Origin of the sequence: Streptomyces sp. NPDC005728, assembly GCF_040630895.1 — a bacterium.
GTDB lineage: Bacteria > Actinomycetota > Actinomycetes > Streptomycetales > Streptomycetaceae > Streptomyces.
On record NZ_JBEXYL010000038.1, the window covers coordinates 60305 to 84437 of the forward strand.

Consider the following 24133-nt stretch of genomic DNA (forward strand, 5'->3'; position numbering starts at 1 on the left):
GCGAGGTTCTCCGTAACTGTCTCAGCTGGATGGAGCCGGCGCTCTCGGCTGCGCCGCTGCACCGATACTCGCGGCGCGGCAACGCCCCGGACCTGAGCACAGGTACTCAACTCGGCCTGGGTGGTTTCGTTCAGGTCGGCGGACGGACCAGAGGGAGATGCCTGTACCGTGCCCGCATGGCCGAGTGGGACCTGAGGAAGCTGCAGATCCTGCGGACGCTGCGGGAGCGGGGCACGGTGACCGCGACCGCCGAGGCACTGCACATGACCCCGTCCGCGGTGTCCCAGCAGCTGACCAACCTGGCCGCCCAGCTGGGGGTGCCCCTGCTGGAGGCACACGGGCGCCGGGTCCGGCTCACCGACGCGGCCCGGCTGGTGCTGCGGCACACCGAGCCCGTCTTCGAGCAGCTGGAGCGCGCCGACGCGGCGTTGGCGGCGTACGCGCAGGGCGATCTCGGCGAGGTGCGGGTCGGCGCCTTCTCCACGGCGGTGCCCGCCCTCGTCGTACCGGCCGTACGGTCCCTGCGGGCGATGCACCCGGGAGTGACCGTACGGGTCCGCGAGGCGGAGGCCGCCGAGGCCTACGAGCTGCTGGCCGCCGGGGAGGTCGACCTCGCCCTGTCCCTCGCCGCCGAGGCCCCGAGCGCGGCCGACCCCCGCTTCACCCGCCTGCCCCTGCTGTCCGACCCGCTGGACGTGGCCCTGCCTCCGGACCACCCCCGAGCCACCACCCCCGGCCTCACCCTCACCGACCTCGCCGCCGAGCCGTGGATCTTCGGCGGCAGCGGCCCCTGGTCGGACATCACCCGCCGCGCCTGCGAGGCCGCCGGCTTCAGCCCCCACCAGGGGCACTCGGCCTCCGGCTGGACCGCGATCCTGGCCATGGTGGAGGCCGGGATGGGCGTCGCCCTGGTGCCCCGGATGGCGGCGGCACGCCGGGAGGGCGTGGTGATGCGCGAACTGGGCGCGGACCGGCCGGTACGGCATGTGGTGGCGGCGGCGCGGAAGGGGGCGGAGGCGGGAGCGGCCGTGGACCGGGTGCTCCGGGCCCTGCGGGACGCGGCGGAGGGTCCGGCGGGCTGACCCCCCATGGCCCTACGGGCGCCGTACCTCGTAAAGGAAGCACCCGTACTCCACCGCCCGCACGTGAACGAGGGCCACCTCGGGGTCGGCGAAGGCCTCCGCGAACGCCGAGTCGAAACCGGCCGGGTCCTCGACCAGGCGGCCGCCGAGGATGTGGCCGGCGGCGGAGTAGCGGCGGACCGCGCGGTGGGCGTTGGTGAAGGGCACGGCGTCGCCGTCCGGGCCGGTGCACTCGTCGGCGTGGATGAAGACGGGGCCCTGCTCGTCGTAGGCGCCCGGGTCGGCTCCCGTCTCGGCCGCCCAGCGGCGCAGGGGTGCGTACGCGACCAGGGCGATCCGCTCGCCGGGTGCGCTGCCGCGCAGACAGCAGCGCAGCGGTGCTCCGCCCTCGTCGTCGGTGAGCGGGAGCATGGGGCGGCCCGCGTCGTCGCGGGTGCGCAACTCCTTGAGAACCGGGGGTGTCAGCGGTCGTACCAGGTAGTTGGTCATGACAGCAGCGTGGCGCGCGGCCGGGGCCGGGACCGGCGGAATCCGGACGTGGCACTGGCAGGAACGACCGGTACGGGACACCCTTCGAGGAGATCATCAGGCGGGATGTTCCCGGGGTGACCTGACATCGCGGGTCGCTCTTGACGGGGGCTACTCCCGACGCTCCCATGGGAACGCTCAACATCCAGGGACAGAAGAGGAGTTGACATGGGCTATCCCCGCGTCGACGAACTGGAGCGGCGCGCCCGTGCGCTGGTCGCCTCGACGCCGGGGGTGGTGCGGCTGCGGACCGTCGGTGAGAGCCGGGGCGGCCGGCCGCTGTGGCTGCTGTCCGTCGGGCGCGGTGAGCGGCAGATCCTCACCGTCGCCGGTGCGCACGCCAACGAGCCGGTGGGCGGGGCCTCCGCCCTCCGGCTCGCCAGGATCCTGGCGCGCAGACCCGAGAGCCTTGAGTCGCTCGGCTGTACCTGGCACTTCCTGCTGTGTCTCGACCCGGACGGGGCTTCTCTCGCGCACGGCTGGCAGCCCGAGGAGCCGTCACCCTCGCTGGAGGCGTGCCACCGGCACTTCTACCGGCCCGCGTTCGCCTGCCAGCCCGAGTCGCTGCCCGCCCCCGGCACGGGACGACGGCCGCTGCCCGAGTCGGCGGCGCTCGTGCGGCTGCTCGACGACCTGCGGCCCGTGGCGCAGTTCACGCTGCACGGCATCGAGTTCGGCGGCGCCTTCACCATGCAGACCCGGCGGGTGGTCGGTGCCGCACGCGCCTTCCGGGGGACCGCCGGACTCCTGCGCATCCCGTTGGACCACCAGCCGTGCGACGGTCCCGACTGGCACCCCGACCCGCCCGGCGTGCTGCGGCTGCCGGTGGACGCCACCGGCGACGAACGCGATCCGAGTGGCTTCGTCGCCGGGAGCACCTGGCTGTATCCGCGGCGGTACGGCACCCTCACCGCCCTGGTCGAGGCGCCCGCCTGGGCCGCCCCGGCGGTGAGCGACCCCCGGCCCGCGCCCGACCCCGAGCGGGAGGTCGCCCAGGTGGGCGAGCTGCTCCTGAGCCGGACCCGGGAGATCACCGAGCTGCTGGGGGCCGCCGTACCCGACGAGGATCTGCTGCCGCTGTACACCGCCGCCCGGGAACTGCTCGACGTGGCGCCCTCGCTCGCCGCCGGCTGGGCCACCGGGGAGCGCGCCCGCTCCCGGGGCCACTTCGCGACCCTCGGCATCGCCGCCCGCCGCCTCCCGCTGCGCGCGGCGGCCATGCTGCGCCGGGCCCTGGCCCGCACCGCCCCCGCGACCGCCTGCGCCCTCGCGGACCTGGTGGGCGAGTGGTGCCGGGAACTCGACAAGACGTACGAGCTGGGGTGGATACCGGTGTCCGCACAGACCGGGCTGCATGTGCGGACCATGCTGGACATCGCCCGCAGGGTGTGCGGCTGAGCACAGGGAAAGGGCGCCCGGCTCGATGCCGGGCGCCCTTTCAACGGCGTACGACGGGCTACCGCGTACGGCGGACTATCGCGTACGAAGCGACTATTCGGCCGCCGCCGCGTCCACCGCCTGGGCCCGCAGCGCCCGCTCGACGCCCGAGCGGGACTCCGAGACCAGCCGGCGCAGGGCCGCGTTGGGCTCGGCCGCGGACAGCCAGGTGTCCGTCCGGGTCAGGGTCTCCTCGGAGACCTGGACCGTCGGGTACAGGCCGATCGCGATCTGCTGGGCGATCTCGTACGAACGGGAGTCCCAGATGTCCTTGAGGACCTCGAAGTACCGGTCCGCGTACGGCGCCAGCAGCTCCCGCTGGTCGGTCTGGACGAAGCCGCCGATCACGGCCTCCTGCACGGCGTTGGGCAGCTTGTCGGAGTCGATGACCGACGCCCACGCCTCCGCCTTGGCCTCCGGGGTCGGGCGGGCGGCCCGGGCGGTGGCCGCGTGGCGCTCACCGGCGGCGGTCCTGTCCCGCTCGTACTCGGCGGCGATCTCCGCCTCGTCGAAACGGCCGACCGCCGCGAGCCGCTGCACGAACGCCCAGCGCAGCTCCGTGTCGACGACCAGGCCCTCGACCGTGTGGGTGCCGTCCAGCAGACTCTCCAGGAGGTCCAGCTGCTCCGGCGTCCGGGCGGTCGCCGCGAAGGCGCGGGCCCAGGCCAGCTGGTGGTCGCTGCCCGGCCCGGCGGCACGCAGATGAGCCAGCGTGGCGTCGGTCCAGCGGGTCAGCAGGGCCTCACGGGTGGCCGGGTCGGCGTACAGGTCGATCGCGAGCTTCACCTGGCGCTGCAGCGACTGCACCACGCCGATGTCGGACTCCTTGCCGATGCCGGACAGCACCAGCGACAGGTAGTCGCGGGTGGCCAGCTCGCCGTCGCGGGTCATGTCCCAGGCCGACGCCCAGCACAGGGCCCGCGGCAGGGACGCCTCGAAGTCGCCGAGGTGCTCGGTGACGACCTTCAGGGACTCCTCGTCCAGGCGGACCTTCGCGTACGACAGGTCGTCGTCGTTGAGCAGGATCACCGCGGGGCGGGGCCGGCCGTGCAGCTGCGGTACGGCGGTCAGTTCGCCGTCGACGTCCAGCTCGATCCGGTCGGAGCGCACCAGCTTGCCGGTCGGCTCGTCGAGGTCGTACAGGCCGATCGCGATCCGGTGCGGGCGCAGGATCGGCTCGCCCTTGGCGCCGACGGGCAGCGCCGGGGCCTCCTGGCGGATGGCGAAGGAGGTGACGACCCCGTCGGCGTCGGTGGCGAGCTCGGGCCGCAGGATGTTGATGCCGGCCGTCTCCAGCCACTTCTTCGACCAGGTCTTCAGGTCACGCCCCGAGGTCTCCTCCAGGGCGCCCAGCAGGTCGGACAGGCGCGTGTTGCCGTACGCGTGCCGCTTGAAGTAGGCCTGTACGCCCTTGAAGAACTCGTCCTCGCCGACGTACGCGACGAGCTGCTTCAGCACGCTCGCGCCCTTGGCGTAGGTGATGCCGTCGAAGTTGACGAGCACGTCGTCCAGGTCGCGGATGTCCGCCATGATCGGGTGCGTGGAGGGCAGCTGGTCCTGCCGGTACGCCCAGGTCTTCAGCGAGTTGGCGAACGTGGTCCACGACTGCGGCCACTTCGAGCCGGGTGCGGAGGCCTGGCAGGCGATGGAGGTGTAGGTGGCGAACGACTCGTTCAGCCACAGGTCGTTCCACCAATTCATGGTGACCAGGTCGCCGAACCACATGTGGGCCAGCTCGTGCAGGATCGTCTCGGCACGCCCCTCGTACGCCGCGTCCGTCACCTTGGACCGGAAGACGTACTGGTCGCGGATGGTCACCGCGCCCGCGTTCTCCATCGCGCCCGCGTTGAACTCGGGCACGAAGAGCTGGTCGTACTTCTTGAACGGGTACGCGTAGTCGAACTTCTCCTGGAACCAGTCGAAGCCCTGCCGGGTCACCTCGAAGATCGCGTCCGAGTCCAGGAACTCGGCGAGCGAGGGACGGCAGTAGATGCCGAGCGGCACGCTCTGGCCGTCCTTCTCGTACACGCTGTGCACGGAGTGGTAGCGCCCGACGACCAGCGCGGTGATGTACGACGAGATACGCGGCGTCGGCTCGAAGGACCAGACATTGTCCTTGGGCTCCGGCGTCGGCGAGTTGGAGATGACCGTCCAGCCCTCGGGGGCCTTCACGGTGAACTGGAAGGTCGCCTTCAGGTCCGGCTGCTCGAACGAGGCGAAGACCCGGCGGGCGTCCGGGACCTCGAACTGGGTGTACAGGTACGCCTGCTCGTCCACCGGGTCCACGAAGCGGTGCAGGCCCTCGCCGGTATTGGTGTACGCGCAGTCGGCGACCACGCGGAGGACGTTGCGGCCCTCCAGCAGCCCGGGCAGCGCGATCCGCGAGTCCTCGAAGACCTCGGCGGGGTCCAGCGCGTCCCCGTTGAGCGTCACCTCGTGAACGGCCGGCGCCACCAGGTCGATGAAGGACGTCGCACCGTTTTCGGCGACGTCGAAGCGCACCGTGGTCACGGACCGGTAGGTGCCGCCCTCCTGCGCGCCGGAGAGGTCGAGATCGATCTCGTACGAGTCAACGGTGAGCAGCTTCGCCCGCTGCTGCGCCTCTTCGCGAGTCAGGTTTGTGCCAGGCACGCGGTCATCTCCTCGTTATGTGTGGGTTCGGTCATCCTTCCACGGGACCCGCACGGGAGGCGACGTTCAGGGGCCCCGCGGCATGGCTGTAGGGAAAGCCCTCTACCTGAACCGTGGGTCAGCCGCCCACGGCGCCGCGGGGCGGGCCGCACGAAGCAGGGCGGGCACCCGGTGGGCGCCCGCCCTGACGTGTCCTGCGCCGAGCCGTCAGCCGTTGAGCTCCGCCGCCACCAGCTCCGCGATCTGCACCGCGTTCAGCGCGGCGCCCTTGCGGAGGTTGTCGTTGGAGATGAACAGGGCGAGGCCGTTCTCCGCCGTCTCGTCGCGGCGGATGCGGCCGACGTACGACGGGTCCTTGCCGGCCGCCTGCAGCGGGGTGGGGATGTCGGAGAGGACGACACCCGGGGCGCCCGCGAGCAGCTCGGTGGCGCGCTCCGGGGAGATCGGGCGGGCGAAGCGGGCGTTGACCTGGAGGGAGTGGCCGGAGAAGACCGGGACGCGCACACAGGTGCCGGAGACCTTCAGGCCCGGGATCTCCAGGATCTTGCGGGACTCGTTGCGCAGCTTCTGCTCCTCGTCGGTCTCGTTCAGACCGTCGTCGACGATCGAGCCGGCCAGCGGGACCACGTTGAAGGCGATGGTGCGCTGGTAGACCTGCGGCTCGGGGAAGTCGACCGCCTCGCCGTCGTGGGTCAGCCTGTCCGCGTCGGCGGCGACCTTCTGCACCTGGTTGTGCAGCTCGGCCACGCCCGCGACACCGGAGCCGGACACGGCCTGGTAGGTCGCCACCACCAGCGCCTCGAGACCCGCCTCCTCGTGCAGCGGCTTCAGGACCGGCATCGCGGCCATCGTGGTGCAGTTCGGGTTGGCGATGATGCCCTTGGGACGGTCGGCGATCGCGTGCGGGTTGACCTCGGAGACCACCAGCGGGACCTCGGGGTCCTTCCGCCAGGCCGAGGAGTTGTCGATCACCACGGCGCCCTGGGAGGCGACCTTCTCGGCCAGCGCCTTCGAGGTCGCGCCGCCCGCGGAGAAGAGCACGATGTCGAGGCCGGTGTAGTCGGCGGTCGCCGCGTCCTCCACCGTCACGCCGTCCAGCACGGTGCCGGCCGAGCGGGCCGAGGCGAACAGGCGCAGCTCGGTGGCCGGGAAGTTCCGCTCCACGAGGATCCTGCGCATGACCGTGCCGACCTGACCGGTGGCTCCGACGATTCCGACCCTCACGGCGACTCCCTCTACGTGTCTCTTGCTGCGTGCCTCTGCATGACCGGGGCATTTCCATCATGCGGCCGACCCCGGTCCACCTGTCCAATTCTTTGCGGGGCGTGCCCGAGGAATGGGACACGATCACCCGGCCGACGGTTCCGGACCTCCGTCGTACACCCCGCTGAGCTGCAGATATTCCCTCGGCGGCGACCCCGCGCCGGAAGCTGTGCTGTGCCGACCCTGCCCGCCCGGCCCACGGCCACACGGCGGTGTGACGTACGCCTCTGCCGATCCGGCGGATCCGGTCGAACGTTTCCGCCCCCTCCGGCGTCGTAGGGGCACATGCGTGAGGGGGTGGCTTGTGCTGCGCGGAGGGGCGCGCCGCGACCAGGGGGCGCACGCCGGTGCAGCCCGTACAGACCGTACGGGCCGTATCGACGACGATCCACTGGACGCGGCCCAGGAACGCCGGGTGCGGGCGGTGCTCGCGCTCGGCGGGGTGCCGCAGGCGGACCTGCCGGACGGGGTGCAGCAGGTCCGTCTGCGGCTGCTGGAACGGGCCGCGAGCGGGCGCGAGGCGCCGCGGGACGTGTCGGCGTGGGCGGCGGTGGTCGCCTCCAACCTGGCCATGGACTGGCACCGGGCCAAGCGGCGCCAGGAGCGGCTGGGGGAGCGGCTGGCCGCGCTGCGCGAACCCGCGCACCCCTCCGGCGAGGAGACCAGCCTGCTCTCCCTCGCCGTCGCCCGGGGCCTGGACGAACTGCCCGACGCCCAGCGTCAGGTCCTGATCCTGCGCTTCTTCGCCGACCTGCCGGTGCGCGGGATCGCCGAGGAACTGGGCGTTCCCGAGGGCACGGTCAAGAGCAGGCTGCACACGGCGGTCCGCGCGCTGCGCGAGCGGCTGCACGAGGACGAGGTGGTGTGACGTGACCGCCGAACACGAGGGCGCGGCAGGCGCAGGGGAGTACGCCGGCATGGACGCGCTGATGGCCGCGATCACGGGCGAACCCCTGCCGGAGGAAGCCCGCCGGGACGCCGTCTTCCTGACCGAGCACCGGTCCGCCGAGGCCGACGTGGCGGTGCTGAAGGAACAGCTGACCTGGCTCGCGGAGGCGCTGACCGGGGAGGAGCAGAGCGGCGAGCCGAGCGGAGAGCCGAGCGAGGAGCCGGCGCCCGAGGAGGCCGAGCCCGCTCGGTCCGCCGTGTCGGCTCGGAGTGCGCAGCCGGGGAAACGCCCCAGGAGCGCCACGCGTCCCACGGGCCCCGCACGCCCGGCCCGCCCCCCGCGTCCGGGCCGCCCGTCCGGTCCGCGCCGGGCGCTGCGCATCGCGCTCGGCACGCTGGCCGGCGCCGCGGCCTTCGGCATGGCCGCCGGGCTCGGCTGGGTCGTGACGCACACCGGAGGGGACAACGCGATGAGCGGGAGCAGTGCCGATGCGAAGAGCGACGCCGGCGCCTCCTCCGAGTACTCCGCCGAGGGCGGGCGGCCCTCCGACCCGGCGCTGGCCCTCGCCTGCTACCAGCTGGTCGCCGAGGGCACGGTGGCCGCGGTGGACCCACAGCCGCAGACCCCCTGGACCCGGATCGTGCTGACCGTGACCCGCTCGTACAAGCCGGCCAAGGGCCCGGCCGAGGTCGCCTTCCTCCTCGACGACGGCGCCGACCCGGCCCCGCACAAGGGACAGCACGTGCTCGTCGGCGTCGGCCGGGGGCAGAAGGCCGCGAGCCTGTGGGCCGTGGGCGACACCCGCGTGGCCGCCGGCCGCGCCTGGATCACCGAGGCCCTGCCCGAGTCCCGGAACACCACGTGCCCGCCCGGAGAACCGGGCGGCACACCGTGAAGCAGACCTGACCGGAAGCACCGAACGTTTCGTGGTGTCCCCGCGTCTCAGGAGCGATCCGACGGACAGTGAAGGGGACACCATGGCGCCATGGCGGAAGACGCGGGCCACTGAACCGAACCTCGCGCGGGGGGAGGACCTGCCGGACACGGGGATCCCGGGGGGCGAAGCAAGGAACCGGTCGACGAGCGCGTCGCCAGGGCGCCGGCGGTGGCGGCTGCCGGTCGCGGCGGCGGCGTTACTGGTGCTCGGCGGCCTGGCGGCCGGCGTCCTGGCCGTTTCGGAGCAGGGCGACCCGGACGTCGACCCCGGTGGCGGGGAGAGTCTGAGCGCGCCGGGCATGGTCGCCTGTTCGTCGTCCATCGCCGAGGGCCGGGTGGCGCGGGTCGAGCGGGCGGGGACCGGCGACGGCCTCCGTGTCGTCCTGGACGTCGACCGTTCCTACAAGCCGGCCCACGGCGGCGGGCGGCAGCTGGCCTTCGCGACGTCGGAACCCGATGCCGAGCACTACTACCGCGTGGGTGCCCGCCTGCTGGTCCTGGTGTCCTCCCGGCAGGGCGAGGCCCCGACCGCGTACCGGGACGGCGACGCCCCGCCGGAGGGCTCGGGCAATGCGCTGGAATGGGGGCGCGCATGGGTGGAAAAGGCGCTCCCGGATTCCGAAGGGGTGAAATGCACCGGAAGTGGATGACCCGAAGCCATCTCGTCGAAAATCACGGATGAATACATTCCGCTTGTCGTGAACCATACCCTCCATTGACCGGAACATTACTGTCGCTCGAAAATCGAGTCGGACATGATCGCCTGGTCGAGAAAGATTCAACCAGTTGGGGGTATGGTGAAATCTGCCCGAAGAAGTGCGGCCGCGGCATGCGTGTCGGCCGTGGTTCTGATTCTTTCTTATACGGCGGCCACGCCGGCATCAGCGCATTTCCTGGGGAACGACTCCGTCGACGACCGGGAAATCCGCTGGGAGGACGAGACCCGGTACGACGACGCTCGCAAGCACGCCATCAACGCGTGGGACAACAGCTCGCTCAACCGGATCAACATCGCTCCGGACGCCTGGAACACCATCACCGACCTGGAGTGGCGCGACTCGAACCGTTCCGACGTCACCTGGGACGGACTGTGGAAGCCGCGCACCGGCGCCGACGCCATCTACCTGAACGTCCGCTACCTCAAGGACTACGGGAAGACGAAGCGGCGCGGCGTCGCCACCCATGAGCTGGGCCACGCGCTCGGTCTCGCGCACAGCTACCGCGGCCAGATCATGGTGAACAACACGCCCGACCGGGGGTCGCTCACCACGCCGCAGTCGCACGACAAGGCCGACTACCACTCGCTCTGGGGGTAAGCAGAATGGTATTCAGAATTTCAGCATCCCGGCTGCGGAAGTACGCGGCTTTCACGGCCGCCGGACTCGCCCTGACCTCCGTGAGCGCCTGGGGAGGCGTTCAGGCATTCGCCGACGACCGTCCTGAATTCGCGGTGGAATACGCGCACGCGAGCACCATCGGTGATTTCAGCACGGATGAGAACCTGGTCGGGTTCGCCGACTTCGTCTTTCATGGCACGGTGGTCGGCAAGAAAGGCACCACCGAGATCGACGGCATGCCGGAGACGCAGTGGGCCGTCAAGGTGAACGAGGTCTTCGAAGGCACACTGCAGGCCGGCTCGACCACGGTCGTGAACCAGACCGGCGGTTACGACCAGGACACCAACAGCCTCACGCTGATGGAGGGCGACCTGCCCTTGGAGATCGGCGAGAGCTACGTCTTCGCCACCCACAGCATGAGCGACCGCTCCTGGTTCACGATGGTTCCGGTCTACGGGGCGCAGCCCGTCGGCAGCACCACGCTGCCGTTCCCGGCGGCGGACGACATGGACGGTGACGGTCAGCGGACGGTCGCCGACCACTGGAAGCAGATGGTGCGCGACCAGGTCGCGCCCGACGTCGGGGCCGGCGACGGGCCGGAGCCGACGGACGAGCCCACCGAGCAGCCCTCGGACGTGCCGACCGGGTCCCCCGAGCCCACTGATCCGGCCGAGTGATCCCGGACGGCCGCTGATCCGGTGCCCACCGCCCCGGTGCGGCGGGCACCGGACGGCACGAGGGGCGGGTGCCCGGTCCGGACACCCGCCCCTCGCTCAGGATCACCCCGTTACGGCGTGACCTTCTCGATCTTCACGCTGCCGGTGCCCGCGACCGTGCCGCGGGTGTTCACCAGCTGGACCCGGCCGAAGAACTCGCGGCCCGCGGGGGCCTCGGCGGCGGCCGTGACCTGGCCGGTCACCGTGGCCGAGTCACCGGTGCCGAGCTTGACCGGGGTCGAGTCGTCGACCGTGACGGTGCCGAGCGTGGCGGAGAAGAACACGTCCCGGTAGTCGTACGCGGTGGAGCCGGAGGGAACCGCGTAGCCCACGACCTGGATGGTGTACGTGCCGGCGGCCGGGGACGGGACGGAGACCGCCTCCTCCGAGTCACCGTCGGCGGACTTGCCGACCTCCTTGCCGGAGGCGTCGTACACCAGCAGGTCCAGGTCGGCGGCCGCGTCCGAGACGCCTCCGATGGCCACGTCCAGGGACTTGGCGCCGGCCGGGACGTCCACCGTGGTGGTCTGCGTCTCGCCCTCCTTGATCGACGGACGGGCCGTCTTGGAGGAGCCCAGCGGGCCGCCGACCAGCTTGCCGTCGAGGGCCGCGTACGTGTTGGTCACCTTCCAGGAGGCGGTGGCCGGGGTGCCGACCTTGGCCTCGGGCACGGTCACGGTCTCCGGGTCGAAGGCCGCGCCGAGGACGGAGACGTCCAGCGTGTACGGGTTGTCGAGCAGCGGCGAGGTACGGCGCGCCTCGACCTCGACCTCCCAGACGCCGGCCTGCGGGTCGGCGTAGGAACGCACGTCCGGCTTGCAGCCGTTGCCGTCGAGGTAGTTGTTGTAGCAGTACGGGGTGCCGGTGTTGTCGACCGGAGTGCCGTACGGGTGGATCGCGATGAACCGGGTCTGGCTCTTGTCCTTCAGCCCGCCGATCGCGACCTCGAGCGACTTGGCGCCCTCGGGCACGGTCAGGAAGTACGACTGCGTGCTGTTGCGCTGCACCGAGCCAGCCGCGGAGTAGGTGAAGTGCACCGGGGCGGAGACCACGACGGTGGTGAGGATCTGATTGTCGATCCCCTCCGTCCGCGGGTCGTCGACCTCCAGGATCGCGCTCTTGAGGCCCGCCGACTTCGGGGCCGCCTGCACCTTGACCGTCACCGGCTGGTTCAGGGGCAGCTTCACGACGTCGTCGCCGAGGATCCGGAAGGTGTCGCCGGCGTTGTTCTCGAAGTGCAGCTCGTGCCGGACGGCCTTGTCCGGGCCCGAGGTGCGGGTGATCGTGACGTCGTACGTCTTCTTCTGGCCGGCCTTCAGACCACCTTCGCGGTCGTACAGACCGGTGCCGAAGCCCGGGGTCTTCAGGGCGTAGTCGATCGCGGTGTCGACCGGGGCCTTGACCGTGTAGTCGTGGGAGGTGGCGTCGTCCTTGATCGCGTCCCACGCGTCCACGATGTTGATGCGGCCCGCGCCCTCCTCGTAGGCCTGCGCGCCCTTGATGTGGTCGGCAGTCGAGGTCAGCGCCGTGCGCAGCGTGGCGGGCGTCAGGTCGATGCCCTTCTGCTTCGCGGCGCTCAGCAGCAGCGCGCTCGCGCCCGCGGCCTGCGGGGAGGCCATCGAGGTGCCCTGGAGCATCGAGTAGCCGGCCGGCAGCGAGTAGCCCGCCTCGGCGACCGGGGAGCCCGGCAGCCAGGTCTGGGTGGTGTTGATCGCGGCACCGGGTGCGACCAGGGTCGGCGTGAAGCCGCCGTCCTCACGCGGACCGCGCGAGGAGAAGGGCATCAGCGCGTACTTCTTCTCCGCCTGCGAGCCGTAGTTGGCGGCCCAGGTCTGCTTGGAGATGCCCGCGCCGACCGAGATCACCTTGTCCGCGAGGCCCGGGTCGCCGATGGTGTTGGCGCCGGGGCCGGAGTTGCCCGCGGAGATGACGAGCTGGACGCCGTAGGTGTCGATGAGCCGCGTGTACAGCTCGGCGCGCGCGTTGTTGCCGTCGTTCAGCGCCGGCAGACCGCCGATCGACATGTTGACGATGTCGACGCCCCGGTTGGTGACCAGGTCGATCATGCCCTCGGTGAGGGCGACGTTGGTGCAGCCGCCGCTCCAGGTGCAGGCACGAGAGGAGACGATCTTCGCGCCGGGGGCGGCGCCGTTCATCTTCCCGCCGAACAGGCCGTTGGCGGCGGTGATGCCGGCGACGTGAGTGCCGTGCTCGGACTCGATGACGCCGATGTTGACGTAGTCGGCCTTGTCGCCGGCCGCGTTGTAGACGACGTCCTTGCGGATCTCCACGACGAACGGCTGGCGCTCGACGACGTCGGTCGACGGGTCGTCGGTGCCGAACCAGCCGATCTGGTAGCCGTCCTTGTACGGCTTCATCGGCGTGTCGTCGGTGAAGTCGAAGTTGTTGTTCAGGTCGACGCGGACGGTGCCGGCGGCCGGGTCGTAGAGGACGCCCCAGACGTCGGTGGTGTCGCCGTCCCGGTTGGCGTCGCCCTTGGCGTCGCCGCCGGCCGTCGCGGACTCGCGGAACAGGTTGACCTGGTAGCTGCCTTCGGGCGCCTTCCAGGTCGCGCCACCGAAGCTGAACGAGGGGCCGCTGACCGGGTTGTTCATCCGGCGCCAGGTGGCGTCACCGTCGGCGACCGGGTCGGTCGCGGTGACCCAGTCGACGATCTTGCGCTCGCCGGTGGTGGTCTTCTGCAGCGCCGGGTGGCCGAGGTCGACGCCGGAGTCGAGGATGCCGATGGTGACGCCTCGGCCGTCCGCCTTCGGGTGGTCCTGGACGAAGTCCACGGCACCGGTCTCGAAGGACGGGTTGTACGGGTTCTCCGCCGGAGTGTTCCGGCCGGGCCCGGAGGAGGCGGTCGCCGATCCCTTGGACCCGGCGCCCTGCGCGGTGTCCGCGCTCGGGGTGGGGTCGTCGAGCGGGATCTCCTGCTTGAGGTCGATCGCCTGCACCGAGGACAGCTTCGCGGCGGCCGCGATCGCCGAGTCCGCCTTCGCGGTCGGGACGGTGGCGCGTACGTAGCCGAGCTTGTCCTGGGTACGGCCCACCAGGCCGCCCTTGACCGCGTCCAGCTCCTCGGCGACCTGCTCGGTCTTCCCGGGCGCGGTCGCGATCATCATCGTGACGTTCTTGTCGCCGTCCGCCTTGGCCTCGGCAAGCACGTCGGCGTCGTCCGAACCGAGCTTGTCGTGGGCGGACTTGACGCCGGGGTCGGCGGCCGTGGCGGGCGGCGCGTCCGCGGCGAGGGCCATGGGTATCGGCCCGGTCGCGGAGAGAGCGGCCACCACGCCCACGGCCATCGCTATGCGGGCCAGGCGTCTGTGGCCGGGTATCGGATCCCGCTCGGGGGTGTGGGTCATCGGCATCCCTTGTAGGTAAAGAATCCAGTGCCGGACGAGGGCACAGCTTTACCCAAAGGGCAGAAATTTGGGGACCGTTGACCTAATCGATATGGATGTATGGGGAAAACCCGCGATGGGCTTTGGCCGGATAGGGCCTCGATAGTCCCGTATTTGCTCAGATTTCCTTCGAGCGGGCGTAATGGCGGGACGCCTTCGCGCGGTTGCCGCACGCGGCCATCGAGCACCAGCGGCGGGTGCCGTTCCTGGACGTGTCGTAGAAGTGCAGGATGCACGTCTCGTGGGCGCAGGTGCGGATCCGGTCCGGGGCCTCGCGGAGCAGGTCCAGGTAGTTCCGGGCGGCCAGCCAGGCCGGGCCCCAGGACCGGTCGGCGAACTCGGGCTCCTCGGCCGCCCCGTCCTCGGTCAGCCGGGCCCGGATGCGCCCGTGTGCGAGGACGGCGTCGACGAGCGGTGCCCCCTGTGTCAGTGACCCGTCCACCGCGGTCTGCAGCGCCTCACGCGCCTGCCGCAGATGGCTCAGCGCGTCCACGTCGGCCGCGTGGGCGCCGTCGAGCCCGTTGCTCGCGAGCCACACCGCGAGACCCTCGGGGTCGGCGAGCAGGTCCTGGGTGGCGCCCTCCTTGTTCCACCTGGTGTTGAGCAGATCGAGGGCGAGGGGCTCGCCGGTGAGCGGGCGGGGATCGCGGGCGGCGGACATCGGGCACTCCTTCTCGGCTAACCGGTCAAGAGTACGTGACTGGTTGACGTCTCCCAGACTAACCTTCTAATCTCACTAACGACGGTTAGATAGTTCGAAGGGGAGAGCCATGACCTTGCGCACCGGCCACACCGGCCTGAACGTCACCGACCTCGACCGCTCCCTCGCCTTCTACCGGGACGTGCTGGGCTTCGCCCTGCTCGCCGAGGGCAAGGAGGACGACCGGAGGTACGCGTTCCTCGGGGACGGCGGCGACTCACCGGTCCTCACCCTCTGGCAGCAGGCGCAGGGGTCGTACGACGGCGGCCGGGCCGGACTGCACCACCTGGCCTTCACGGCCGCCTCGGCGGACCGGGTCCGGGAGTACGAGACGGCACTCAGGGCCGCCGGGGTGGAGTTCGCCCACGAGGGCCTGGTGGCCCACCGGGAGGGCTCGGCCTCGGGCGGCATCTTCTTCCACGACCCGGACGGCACCCGCCTGGAGATCTCCGTGCCGCACGGCGCCGAGGGCGCCCCCGCTCCGCACGCCGCCGCCCCGACCTGCGGTTTCTTCTAGCCATGAACGTGTATCACGCCGGTTCGCGTGCCGTGCAGGACCTGGCCGGCGTGCGGGACCGCGCCGACCACGTCGGCCGCTCCCTCGGCCAGGACATCAAGGTGGTCGCGGCGGCCTTCCTGGAACTTCAGCCCCTGCTGGTCATCGGCGCGGCCGACCCCCGTACGGGCCGTGTGTGGGCCTCGCCGGTCACGGGCGCCCCCGGCTTCGTCCGGGCCACCGGGCCCCGGCAGATGTCCGTCGTCGGGGGTCCCGCCCACGCTCCCGGCGGCGGGGCAGGGGCATCCCCGGCCGACCCGCTCGCGACGGCCGTGACCACACCGGACACCCCCGTCGGCACCCTCGTGCTCGACCCGCGCACCCGCCGCCGGATGCGCCTCAACGGCCGCCTTAGGCCCACCGCCCTGGGCTTCGCCGTCCAGGCCGACCAGGTGTTCTCCAACTGCCCGAAGTACATCCAGCGCCGGGAGTCGTACGAAAGGGTCCCGGACCGCGAGCCGGGCCCACCACGTCGGACCGCCCGGCTGACCTCCGCGCAGGCCGGGTTCATCGCGGCGGCCGACACCTTCTTCCTGGCCACCGTGCACACCGGCGGCGCCGACGTCAGCCACCGGGGCGGCAACCCCGGCTTCGTCCGGGTCGTCTCCCCGCACGAACTGAGCTGGCCGGACTACGCGGGCAACGCCATGTTCCTCACCCTGGGCAACCTGCGCACCGACCCGCGCGCCGGGCTGCTCTTCGCGGACTGGACGACCGGCACCACCCTCCAGCTCACCGGAGAGGCGCACACCGAGTTCACCGCCGACGGCGAACGGACCGTACGCTTCGCCGTCACGGAGGTCCTGGAGACGCCCGCCGCCCTGCCTCTGCGCTGGTCGGCCCCGGAATATTCGCCCGCGAACCCGCACCACACCCGCTAACGTCCCTCCATGCGACGGAAGCTGAGGGTGGCGGCCTACGCCGTGTGCGTCCGCGACGGGCAGATCCTGCTCGCCCGCTCGCCGGGCCCCGACGGCGTCCCCGAATGGGTGCTGCCGGGCGGCGGCATGGAGCACGGCGAGGACCCGTACGACACCGTCCGCCGCGAGGTGACCGAGGAGACCGGCTACCGCATCCGGGTGACCGGCCTTCTCGGCGTGGACTCCGCCCGCCATGTCCTCCGTGGCGGGCGCCTGCGACGGCTCACCGACCATCACGGGGTGCGGATCGTCTATGCGGGCGAGATCGCCGGCGGCGAACTCCGCCACGAGGTCGGCGGATCCACCGACTTCGCGGCCTGGCAGGACCTGGACGCCGTACCCGGCCTGAACCGGGTGCGGCTGGTCGACGTGGCCCTGCGGCTGTGGCACGAGCGGCCGGCGTCCGGACGGGTGGCGGAGGAGGCCGCGGCCGCCCTCGGCGCGGAGTCCGCCGACGGGCCCGGGGCCGGTTCCCTACCCCGGCAGATGAACGAGGAGTAACCGCCCCCCGGACACTCGCAATCGGCTCCATGACCGCACTACGCACCCGTGATCCACGTACGGTGATGGGCGCTGCGCGTTGCCGCCGCGTTCACGTGCAGGTCATTCCCGGTGTCAACGATCCAGAGCGAGCGGGGTGTTCGCGTCTGCGACGGCCCGCGACCACAGCCGACGCGTTCGTACTCGGGGAGATCGCGCCATGTCGCGCATACGCTCTGTCGCCAGCTCCACGCTGGGGGTCCACCGCCGTACCGTCCTCGCCGCCGCCGGCGCGGTCTCGCTCTCCGCGGGCGTCGGCTACGCCCTCCGCCCCACCGAAAGCCAGGCCGCCACCGACGGTCGGGCAGCCGCCGCCGGCACGGAGGAGACGGCCATCGCCTCCTCCCGCAAGGCTCCCGCGGCCCTCCTCGCCCCGTACACCAAGGGCACCACCGTGGCGGGGGTCGCCACGCCGCCCAGCGGTGCCGGCTACCGCCGGCTCGGCGACGGGCCCGGCTGGAAGCGCGTCGTGCGCAGCGACCTGGCCACGCCCCGCTCCGGCCGTGAGACGCGCCGTACCGCGCTGGCCGCGTTCGTCCAGCTCACCGACCTGCACCTGATGGACAGTCAGCACCCGTTGCGCTGGGAGTTCCTGCGTTCCGCCGACCGGCACTCCTGGCGCCCGCAGGAGGCGCTCACCGTGCACGGCGCCATCTCGCTCGTGGAGCGGGTCAACGCGCTGCGGGGCGCCCCCGTCACCGGTTCCCCGCTGCACTTCGCGATGACCACCGGCGACAACACGGACAACAACGCCCACTCCGAGCTGGAGTGGTTCATGAAGATCATGAGCGGTGGGCGCATCACCCCCAACACCGGTGACCGGCACTACGAGGGCGTCCAGAACAGCGGGCTCAAGCAGTACTGGCAGCCCGACTCGGCCCTGCGCGACTCCGACAAGCAGCTCGGCTTCCCGCGCCTGCAGGGATTCCTGGCCGCCGCGATCCGCGAGGTGCGCAGCCCCGGCCTCAACCTGCCCTGGTACTCCACCGTCGGCAATCACGACGCCCTGGGGATGGGCACCTACGGGCACGGCGACCCGTATCTCGCGGAGTTCGCCGTCGGCGGCAAGAAGCTCATGAGCCTGCCCGAGGCCGACGCCCGGAAGATCCTGGACGCGATCAACAACGCCAAGGACCCCAAGGGCACGCAGCTGCGCGACATGCTCAAGGCGCATGCCCGCGCCATGCGCTCGGTCACCCCCGACGAGCGGCGCGCTCCGTACACGGCCGCCGACTACCTCAGGGCCCACCTGAACCCGGCCCACGCCGGCCGCGGCCCGGTCGGCCACGGTTACTCCACCGCCAACCTGGACGCGGGCACCCAGTACTACACCTTCCGCATCGCGGACGACGTCATCGGCATCAGCCTCGACACCACCGACCCGGGCGGGCACTACGAGGGGTCCATCGGCACCGCCCAGCTGAACTGGCTGGGCAGGACCCTCACCGACAACAAGGACTCCCACGTGGTGGTCTTCAGCCACCACACCAGCAAGTCGATGACGAACACCCGCCCCGACCCCGCCCGTCCCGGCGAGCGCCGGCACAACGGCAGCGAGCTGCTGACCCTCCTGGGCCGCCACCCCAACGTGCTGGCCTGGGTGAACGGCCACCTCCACCGCAACCTCATCACCCCGCACACCGGGTTCGGCGGGCGGTCCTTCTGGGAGATCACGACCGCCTCGCACGTCGACCACCCGCAGCTCGCCCGCATCATCGAGCTGGTGGACAACAAGGACGGCACGCTGTCGGTCTTCACCACGCTGGTGGAGTCCGCGGCCCCGCACCGCACCGACTACGCCGATCTCAGCCAGACGGGCCTGGCGGCTCTCTACCGCGAGCTGTCCTTCAACGCCAGGGGCGGCAAGCAGAACCTCGCCGGCAGCGCCTCGGACCGCAACACGGAGCTGGTGCTCAAGAAGTCCTGAACCGAGAAGGGCCGAAATTCACTCAACCGGCCTACACCCGGGCAACCTTCACGCAACGGTGCCGGGTCCCTCTCCCCGACCGAACCGAACGGCACAGTTGGGGGAAGACATGCGTGCACGCACGACCCTGGTGGGCGCCACCGCCCTGCTCCTCACGGCGGCCGTGGCGGGACCGGCCGTCGCCGCCGGAACCGCCACGGGCAGCCCGTCCGCCGACGCCCACTCCGCCACCCGCCGCGCGATCGAGGCTGCGGTGCAGGCGGGTGTCCCCGGAGTGACCGCCACCGTGAAGGGCACCCACGGCACCTGGTCCACGACGGCCGGCGTGGGCGACACCCGCACGGGCGAGCCGCGCTCGACGGCCGACCGCTACCGCGTCGGCAGCATCACCAAGACCTTCGTCTCCACCGTCCTGCTCCAGCTGGAGGCGGAGGGCCGGCTCTCCCTGGACGACACGGTGGACACATGGCTGCCCGGGGTCGTGCGGGGCCACGGCCACGACGGCCGCCGGATCACCGTCCGCCGGCTCCTCAACCACACCAGCGGCATCTACAACTACACCGCCGACGAGGCCTTCGGCCGCACCTACTTCTCCAAGGACGGCTTCTTCCGCCACCGCTACGACACGCGCACCCCGCTCGACCTGGTGGCGATCGCGATGCGCCACAAGCCGGACTTCGCGCCGGGCACGTCCTGGAACTACTCCAACACCAACTACGTCCTGGCGGGCATGGTGATCGAGAAGGTGACGGGCCACTCGTACGCCACCGAGATCACCCGCCGCATCATCGACCCCCTGCACCTCACCGCCACCTCCGTCCCCGGCACCCGGGTCACCGTCCCGCAGCCCAGCAGCCGCGCCTACTCGAAGCTCGCGGAGACGACGACGGGCCCGTCGTACGACGTCACGGAGCTGAATCCCTCCATCGCCGCCTCGGCCGGCGAGATGATCTCGAACTCCGCCGACCTGGACCGCTTCTACAGCGCCCTCCTGCACGGCAAGCTGCTCCCGCCGCGGCAGCTGAAGGAGATGAAGACCACGGTCAAGAGCGGCGGTGACGTGAACTCCGGCTACGGCCTGGGCCTCGTCGAAGCCACTCTGACCTGCGGCGTCCGGGTCTATGGCCATGACGGCGGCATCCACGGCTCCCAGTCCCTGGCGCTGACGACGGCCGACGGCCGCCACTCCCTCGCCGCCAACTTCAACGGGGACTGGACCGGGGACATGGTGGCGGTGGCCGAAGGGGAGTTCTGCGGCGACCGGTCCCGCTAGGCGGCAGGCGGTGTCCCGTCGGGGCGGTCCGGGCCGTGGGCGTTCTGGGTTCCGTGCTGGACGGCGAACACGGTCGCGGAGTCGCGGGCCGTGATCGTCTGGCGGAACGAGGGCTCCCGGCCGCTGCCGACGGCGGCCGCGAGGCGGGCCACCGCGTCGCGGCCGGCGGGATCGTCCCGCAGCAGTGCCGCCAGCTCCAGGGCCCAGTAGGCGAACAGCGTGCGCCGTACCTGGTCCGGGTCCTCCGCGTCCCGGACGAGTGCGGCGTTCGCGTCCAACTGGGTCGCGAGCGCGGCCCGGCGGCCCCGGCCGGAGCGGCGGAACAGCCCGACGACCGTGTTCCGTGTCTCCTGCCACAGGTCGGTCGCCATCGCCGTGACCACCGCCGCGGCCCCCGCCTCGGCCAGCACGGTCAGTTCGTCGTTCACGGCAGCTCCCCTCACGGCTTTCCGGTGATGTTGATGTGCTGGGTGCCGTGCTGTACCGCGTAGATGGAGCTGTTCTCCGAGGCGCGGCTGATCATCTTCGCGCCGACGGAGAGCTCCGGCACGGCGGCGGCCTCCGGCGCCGAGGGGGCCTCGCCCGCCGGCTCCGGCGCCATGGGCCAGCCGGGCAGGTGCAGCCACGCGTCGGCGGTGTGTTCCTTCACCGTGAAGGTCACCTTGCGGAAGTCCTCGGGATACAGGCCGTGGTAGCCGTTGCGCACCGTCTCGTCGTAGAAGTGCCGGGACAGCAGCAGCGAGGCGGGCACCGTCTCCGGCGCCCCGGCCAGGGCCGTCCGCGCGGGCGGCGCGTCGAGGAGGCGGGCCAGCACCTCCAGGGGGCTGCCGGCGACCTCACCCTTCGGCCCGAGGTGCACGTCGCCCGCGTGCAGCGCGATGCGGACCCGGATCATCCGGCGGGGCGCCGCGCCCCGGTTGTGGGTGCGCAGACGGAGCGCGAGTTCCTGGACCAACGGGTGGACCAGGGCCGTCTTCCGCGTCCCGGCCGGTGCCGTCACGCGCAGGCCGTCGCCCAGGTCGTGACGCAGGCACGCCTCCCAGTCGACGCCACTGGCGAGGAACGCCTCCCGGAGCATCTCCGAGAGCTTTCCGCGGATCTCCATCAGGGCCTCGTCCCCGCGCCCGGCCGACCGTTCGATGTCCACGGCCAGGACCGCCCGGTACTCCAACTCTGTTTCCATGCGCCCCTCTTCGGCTCGCCGGATCGGACTCGGCTCCAGTGTTCCCGCTGCGGGCGGCGCGGAACTCGTAGGAATACAGGGTTCGTCGGGAAACGTGAGGTGCCCGTGAACCCGGTGCGGCCCGGGCCGCACGGCCGCACACTGGGGCCAGGTCTGTCACCTGCGGGGAGGGCGGGACCATGGACGGCGAACGTTCGTCACAGCGCGGACCGGCCGGGCGGCGGCCGCGTGAGGTGTGGGCCTGGCCGCACACGAGCCTGCTCGGCGGCCTCGGCGCGGACGCCCGCGCGCAGCTGCTCGCGCCCGGGGTGACGGTGCGCTACACCGCTGACCGCATCCTCATGCGGGAGGCGGACCCGACCGACTTCGTACTGATCCTCCTCGACGGGGTGGTCAAGGCCACCGGGCGCACCGAGGACGGCCGTGACGCCCTCCTGGCCGTGCGGATGGGCGGCGACCTGGTGGGCGAACTCGCCGCGCTGGACGCCCGCCCCCGCTCGGCCACGGTCACGACGTGCGGGCCCGTCACCGCCCGGAGGATGACCCGCGCCGACTTCCTCGACTGCATGCGGCGCTTCCCGCGGATAGGGGAGGCCGTGAACCGGTCCGTCGTGGCCAAACTGCGCACCGCCAACACCCACCGCATCAACTTCACCGGATGCGACGTCGCCACCAGGCTCGCGCGGATCCTGCACCATCTGGCGCCGACCTACGGCGAACGGACCGGCAGGGGCGCGGTGATCCGCTGGCCGATCACCCAGCCCGAACTGGCCACCCTGTGCGGCGCGGCGGAACCCAGCGTGCACAAGGCCCTGCGCCGGCTGCGCGAGCAGGGCGTCGTGTCCACCGGCTACCGCACCATCCGCATCGAGGACCTCGACCGGTTGCACCGCATCGCCTACCCCGAGCCCTGAACTCGCTTGTGCAGAAGCTGTGTTGCTTCCACATGGGCATCCCGGAAACCGTACTTTGACGGCAGCCGGGCAGGCGCCCGTGGCTAGCTTGGCGCTGCAAGGCCGACATCACGGCTCGATCAGTACAGCGGGGGTTCGCATGGCGCACGAGGACGAGAACAGAGCCTTGGCCGAGACGGGCACGGGAGAAGGGACGCCGCCCGGCGACGGGCACTCCGGCGGGCGGATCGACATCGCGGGGGACGCCTCGGGCCCGGTGATCGCAGGCAACCACAACGTGGTCATCGACGCCGACCACGGGTCGACGGTGACCCTGCTCGTGGAGGGCGAGCACCCCCGGCCGGTCCGCCGCGACCAGGTGGCCCTCCTGCCCCGGCGCCAGGCCGCACCCCTCGGCCGGGACGCCGAGCTGCGCCGGCTGGCGGCCGCCGTCCGGGACGGCGGCCCGGTGCAGGTGTGGGGCGCTCCGGGAGTCGGCAAGAGCGCGCTCCTGCGGCACGCGGCCCGTACCCTCGCCCCCGGAGCGGACGGGGTGGTCTTCCTCGACGCCGCCCGGCGGGAACCCGAGGATCTCGCCCAGGACATCTTCGAGGCCTGCTACGAAGCCCGCGGCTACGCGCCGTCCAGCCCCGAACTGCGCCGTCTCATGAGCGACATCAAGGTGACGGCGTACGTCGACAACGCCGAGTTCGGTCCCGAAGGGCTGCGCACCCTCATGGACGCGGCCCCCGAGGCGACGTTCGTCCTCGCCGGCCGGGAGCGAACGCTGCTCGGCGACGGCAGCGCACTGCATCTCGAGGGGATGGACCAGCAGGCCGCGCTGGAGCTGCTGGCGCGCGAGCTGGGCCGCCCCGTGGCGGCGCAGACCGAGCACGACATCGCGGCCGCCCTGTGGGAGACCGCGTCCGGCCGCCCGCTGCTGCTGTTGCGTGCGGCGGCCGTCACCCGGCTGGACCCGTCCGGCCGGGCGGTGCTTCCCCGGCCCGGTGACGTCGCGGACCTGCTGCCGCTGCTCTTCGACCGGCTGGAGGGCGGCCCGCTGCGCGCACTGCACCTCCTCGCGACCCTCGAGGACGCCGAACTGGACCCGGACCACATAGGCGCCCTCACCGACGCGTCCGACGCTTCGGCCCTGTGCGCCCGGCTCACCGATCTCGGCCTGGCCGAGGAGACGGAAGCGGGCTACCGCGTGGTGCCGGACGTCGCACCCGCGTTGCGGGAGCGCGAGCTGGAGCCCTTCCCCGTGGACCGGCTGTCCGACCACTTCGCCGAGTGGATCGCCCGCCCCTCCACGACCGCCGCCCAGGTCGCCCAGCACGCCCGGGCCCTGGAACAGGTCGCCGAGCTGGCCGAGCTGGCCGGGCGGCCGGAACTCGCGGTGCGGATCGTCCGGGCCGCTTCTCCGGCCCTGGCCCGCTCGCTGCGCTTCGGCGTCTGGGGCCGACTGCTCGAACGCGGTCTGCCCGCGGCCCAGAGCGCGGGCGACCAGCAGGCTGTCGCGTACTTCACCCACGAGCGGGGCATCCGCAACCTGCTGACCGGCCGGCGGATCATGGCGGGGGTGCTGCTGGCGGAGGCGGCCTTCCTGTGGCGGCAGCTCGGCGACCTGCACGGTGCCCATGCGGCGGCGGGGGCGCAGCAGTACGTGCCGCCGCCGGCGGCGGGGCCGCACACGGACGGTGGGGCGGCGCAGAGCCTGAACCCCGGCAGCGGACCCGACCCGACGTCGGCCCACGCGGGGGCCACGCACACCGCCGGATCGCCTGTCGATCCCGGTACGGCGGCGCACCAGGCCACGGCGCCTGTCGATCCCGGTACGGCGGCGCACCAGGCCACGGCGCCTGTCGATCCCGGTACGGCGGCGCACCAGGCCACGGCGCCCGTCGATCCCGGT

General features: G+C 72.0%; 21 protein-coding genes. 14 read left to right on the plus strand and 7 right to left on the minus strand.

Features of this window, described 5'->3' with window-relative positions:
* Positions 1 to 176 precede the first annotated feature (176 nt).
* Positions 177 to 1082, plus strand: coding sequence for a LysR family transcriptional regulator (locus tag ABZ471_RS25040; protein ID WP_359069124.1), 906 nt, complete (start codon positions 177 to 179; stop codon positions 1080 to 1082).
* Between the two features lie 12 nt (positions 1083 to 1094).
* On the opposite strand, the gene ABZ471_RS25045 is transcribed toward ABZ471_RS25040, so the two are convergent.
* Positions 1095 to 1571, minus strand: a complete 477-nt coding sequence (locus ABZ471_RS25045) for a DUF1203 domain-containing protein (RefSeq protein ID WP_359069125.1) — start codon at positions 1569 to 1571, stop codon at positions 1095 to 1097.
* A 207-nt stretch (positions 1572 to 1778) separates the two neighbouring features.
* Here ABZ471_RS25045 and ABZ471_RS25050 point away from each other — a divergent pair, with 207 nt between their 5' ends.
* Positions 1779 to 3008, plus strand: a complete 1230-nt coding sequence (locus ABZ471_RS25050; protein ID WP_359069126.1) for a M14 family zinc carboxypeptidase — start codon at positions 1779 to 1781, stop codon at positions 3006 to 3008.
* A 93-nt stretch (positions 3009 to 3101) separates the two neighbouring features.
* On the opposite strand, the gene pepN is transcribed toward ABZ471_RS25050, so the two are convergent.
* Positions 3102 to 5678: an aminopeptidase N gene (gene pepN, locus ABZ471_RS25055; protein WP_359069128.1), complete on the minus strand. Its 2577-nt coding sequence runs from the start codon at positions 5676 to 5678 to the stop codon at positions 3102 to 3104.
* Positions 5679 to 5885: 207 nt separating this feature from the next.
* Positions 5886 to 6902: an aspartate-semialdehyde dehydrogenase gene (locus ABZ471_RS25060; protein WP_359069129.1), complete on the minus strand. Its 1017-nt coding sequence runs from the start codon at positions 6900 to 6902 to the stop codon at positions 5886 to 5888.
* 415 nt (positions 6903 to 7317) lie between these two features.
* Here ABZ471_RS25060 and ABZ471_RS25065 point away from each other — a divergent pair, with 415 nt between their 5' ends.
* From ABZ471_RS25065 to ABZ471_RS25085, 5 genes are all read left to right on the plus strand, one after another.
* On the plus strand, positions 7318 to 7809 hold the full coding sequence (locus ABZ471_RS25065; RefSeq protein WP_359069153.1) for a sigma-70 family RNA polymerase sigma factor: 492 nt from the start codon (positions 7318 to 7320) through the stop codon (positions 7807 to 7809).
* A 1-nt stretch (position 7810) separates the two neighbouring features.
* Positions 7811 to 8725 (plus strand): hypothetical protein, encoded by a 915-nt coding sequence (locus tag ABZ471_RS25070; protein WP_359069131.1) that lies wholly within the window; start codon positions 7811 to 7813, stop codon positions 8723 to 8725.
* Positions 8726 to 8807: 82 nt separating this feature from the next.
* Positions 8808 to 9416, plus strand: a complete 609-nt coding sequence (locus ABZ471_RS25075; protein ID WP_359069132.1) for a hypothetical protein — start codon at positions 8808 to 8810, stop codon at positions 9414 to 9416.
* A gap of 192 nt (positions 9417 to 9608) precedes the next feature.
* Complete coding sequence (locus tag ABZ471_RS25080) at positions 9609 to 10082, plus strand: matrixin family metalloprotease (RefSeq protein ID WP_359069133.1); 474 nt, start codon at positions 9609 to 9611, stop codon at positions 10080 to 10082.
* An 80-nt stretch (positions 10083 to 10162) separates the two neighbouring features.
* The gene (locus ABZ471_RS25085) at positions 10163 to 10780 is read left to right on the plus strand and encodes a hypothetical protein (RefSeq protein ID WP_359069135.1); all 618 of its coding nucleotides are present in this window, start codon (positions 10163 to 10165) and stop codon (positions 10778 to 10780) included.
* Positions 10781 to 10890: 110 nt separating this feature from the next.
* On the opposite strand, the gene ABZ471_RS25090 is transcribed toward ABZ471_RS25085, so the two are convergent.
* On the minus strand, positions 10891 to 14187 hold the full coding sequence (locus ABZ471_RS25090) for a S8 family serine peptidase (RefSeq protein ID WP_359069136.1): 3297 nt from the start codon (positions 14185 to 14187) through the stop codon (positions 10891 to 10893).
* Between the two features lie 157 nt (positions 14188 to 14344).
* Complete coding sequence (locus ABZ471_RS25095) at positions 14345 to 14887, minus strand: CGNR zinc finger domain-containing protein (RefSeq protein ID WP_359069138.1); 543 nt, start codon at positions 14885 to 14887, stop codon at positions 14345 to 14347.
* Positions 14888 to 14996: 109 nt separating this feature from the next.
* Here ABZ471_RS25095 and ABZ471_RS25100 point away from each other — a divergent pair, with 109 nt between their 5' ends.
* The 5 genes from ABZ471_RS25100 to ABZ471_RS25120 all read left to right on the plus strand — a co-directional run bounded on the left by ABZ471_RS25100 (position 14997) and on the right by ABZ471_RS25120 (position 20142).
* A complete protein-coding gene (locus tag ABZ471_RS25100) occupies positions 14997 to 15443 on the plus strand; it encodes a VOC family protein (RefSeq protein WP_359069139.1) in 447 nt (148 codons plus the stop codon).
* A gap of 2 nt (positions 15444 to 15445) precedes the next feature.
* A complete protein-coding gene (locus ABZ471_RS25105) occupies positions 15446 to 16363 on the plus strand; it encodes a pyridoxamine 5'-phosphate oxidase family protein (protein ID WP_359069141.1) in 918 nt (305 codons plus the stop codon).
* A 27-nt stretch (positions 16364 to 16390) separates the two neighbouring features.
* Positions 16391 to 16903 (plus strand): NUDIX hydrolase, encoded by a 513-nt coding sequence (locus ABZ471_RS25110; protein WP_359069154.1) that lies wholly within the window; start codon positions 16391 to 16393, stop codon positions 16901 to 16903.
* Between the two features lie 199 nt (positions 16904 to 17102).
* Complete coding sequence (locus ABZ471_RS25115) at positions 17103 to 18869, plus strand: TIGR03767 family metallophosphoesterase (protein WP_359069142.1); 1767 nt, start codon at positions 17103 to 17105, stop codon at positions 18867 to 18869.
* A 109-nt stretch (positions 18870 to 18978) separates the two neighbouring features.
* A complete protein-coding gene (locus tag ABZ471_RS25120) occupies positions 18979 to 20142 on the plus strand; it encodes a serine hydrolase domain-containing protein (RefSeq protein WP_359069143.1) in 1164 nt (387 codons plus the stop codon).
* Here ABZ471_RS25120 and ABZ471_RS25125 read toward each other — a convergent pair.
* Positions 20139 to 20570, minus strand: coding sequence for a hypothetical protein (locus ABZ471_RS25125; protein ID WP_359069145.1), 432 nt, complete (start codon positions 20568 to 20570; stop codon positions 20139 to 20141). The two genes, ABZ471_RS25120 and ABZ471_RS25125, sit on opposite strands and share 4 nt — an antisense overlap.
* An 11-nt stretch (positions 20571 to 20581) precedes the next feature.
* Entirely contained in the window at positions 20582 to 21325 is a 744-nt protein-coding gene (locus tag ABZ471_RS25130; RefSeq protein WP_359069147.1) for a hypothetical protein, read from the minus strand.
* A gap of 179 nt (positions 21326 to 21504) precedes the next feature.
* Here ABZ471_RS25130 and ABZ471_RS25135 point away from each other — a divergent pair, with 179 nt between their 5' ends.
* Both ABZ471_RS25135 and ABZ471_RS25140 read left to right on the plus strand, forming a co-directional pair.
* A complete protein-coding gene (locus ABZ471_RS25135) occupies positions 21505 to 22239 on the plus strand; it encodes a Crp/Fnr family transcriptional regulator (protein ID WP_359069149.1) in 735 nt (244 codons plus the stop codon).
* Between the two features lie 139 nt (positions 22240 to 22378).
* A partial coding sequence (locus ABZ471_RS25140; RefSeq protein WP_359069150.1) for an ATP-binding protein occupies positions 22379 to 24133 on the plus strand: 1755 nt, incomplete at its 3' end.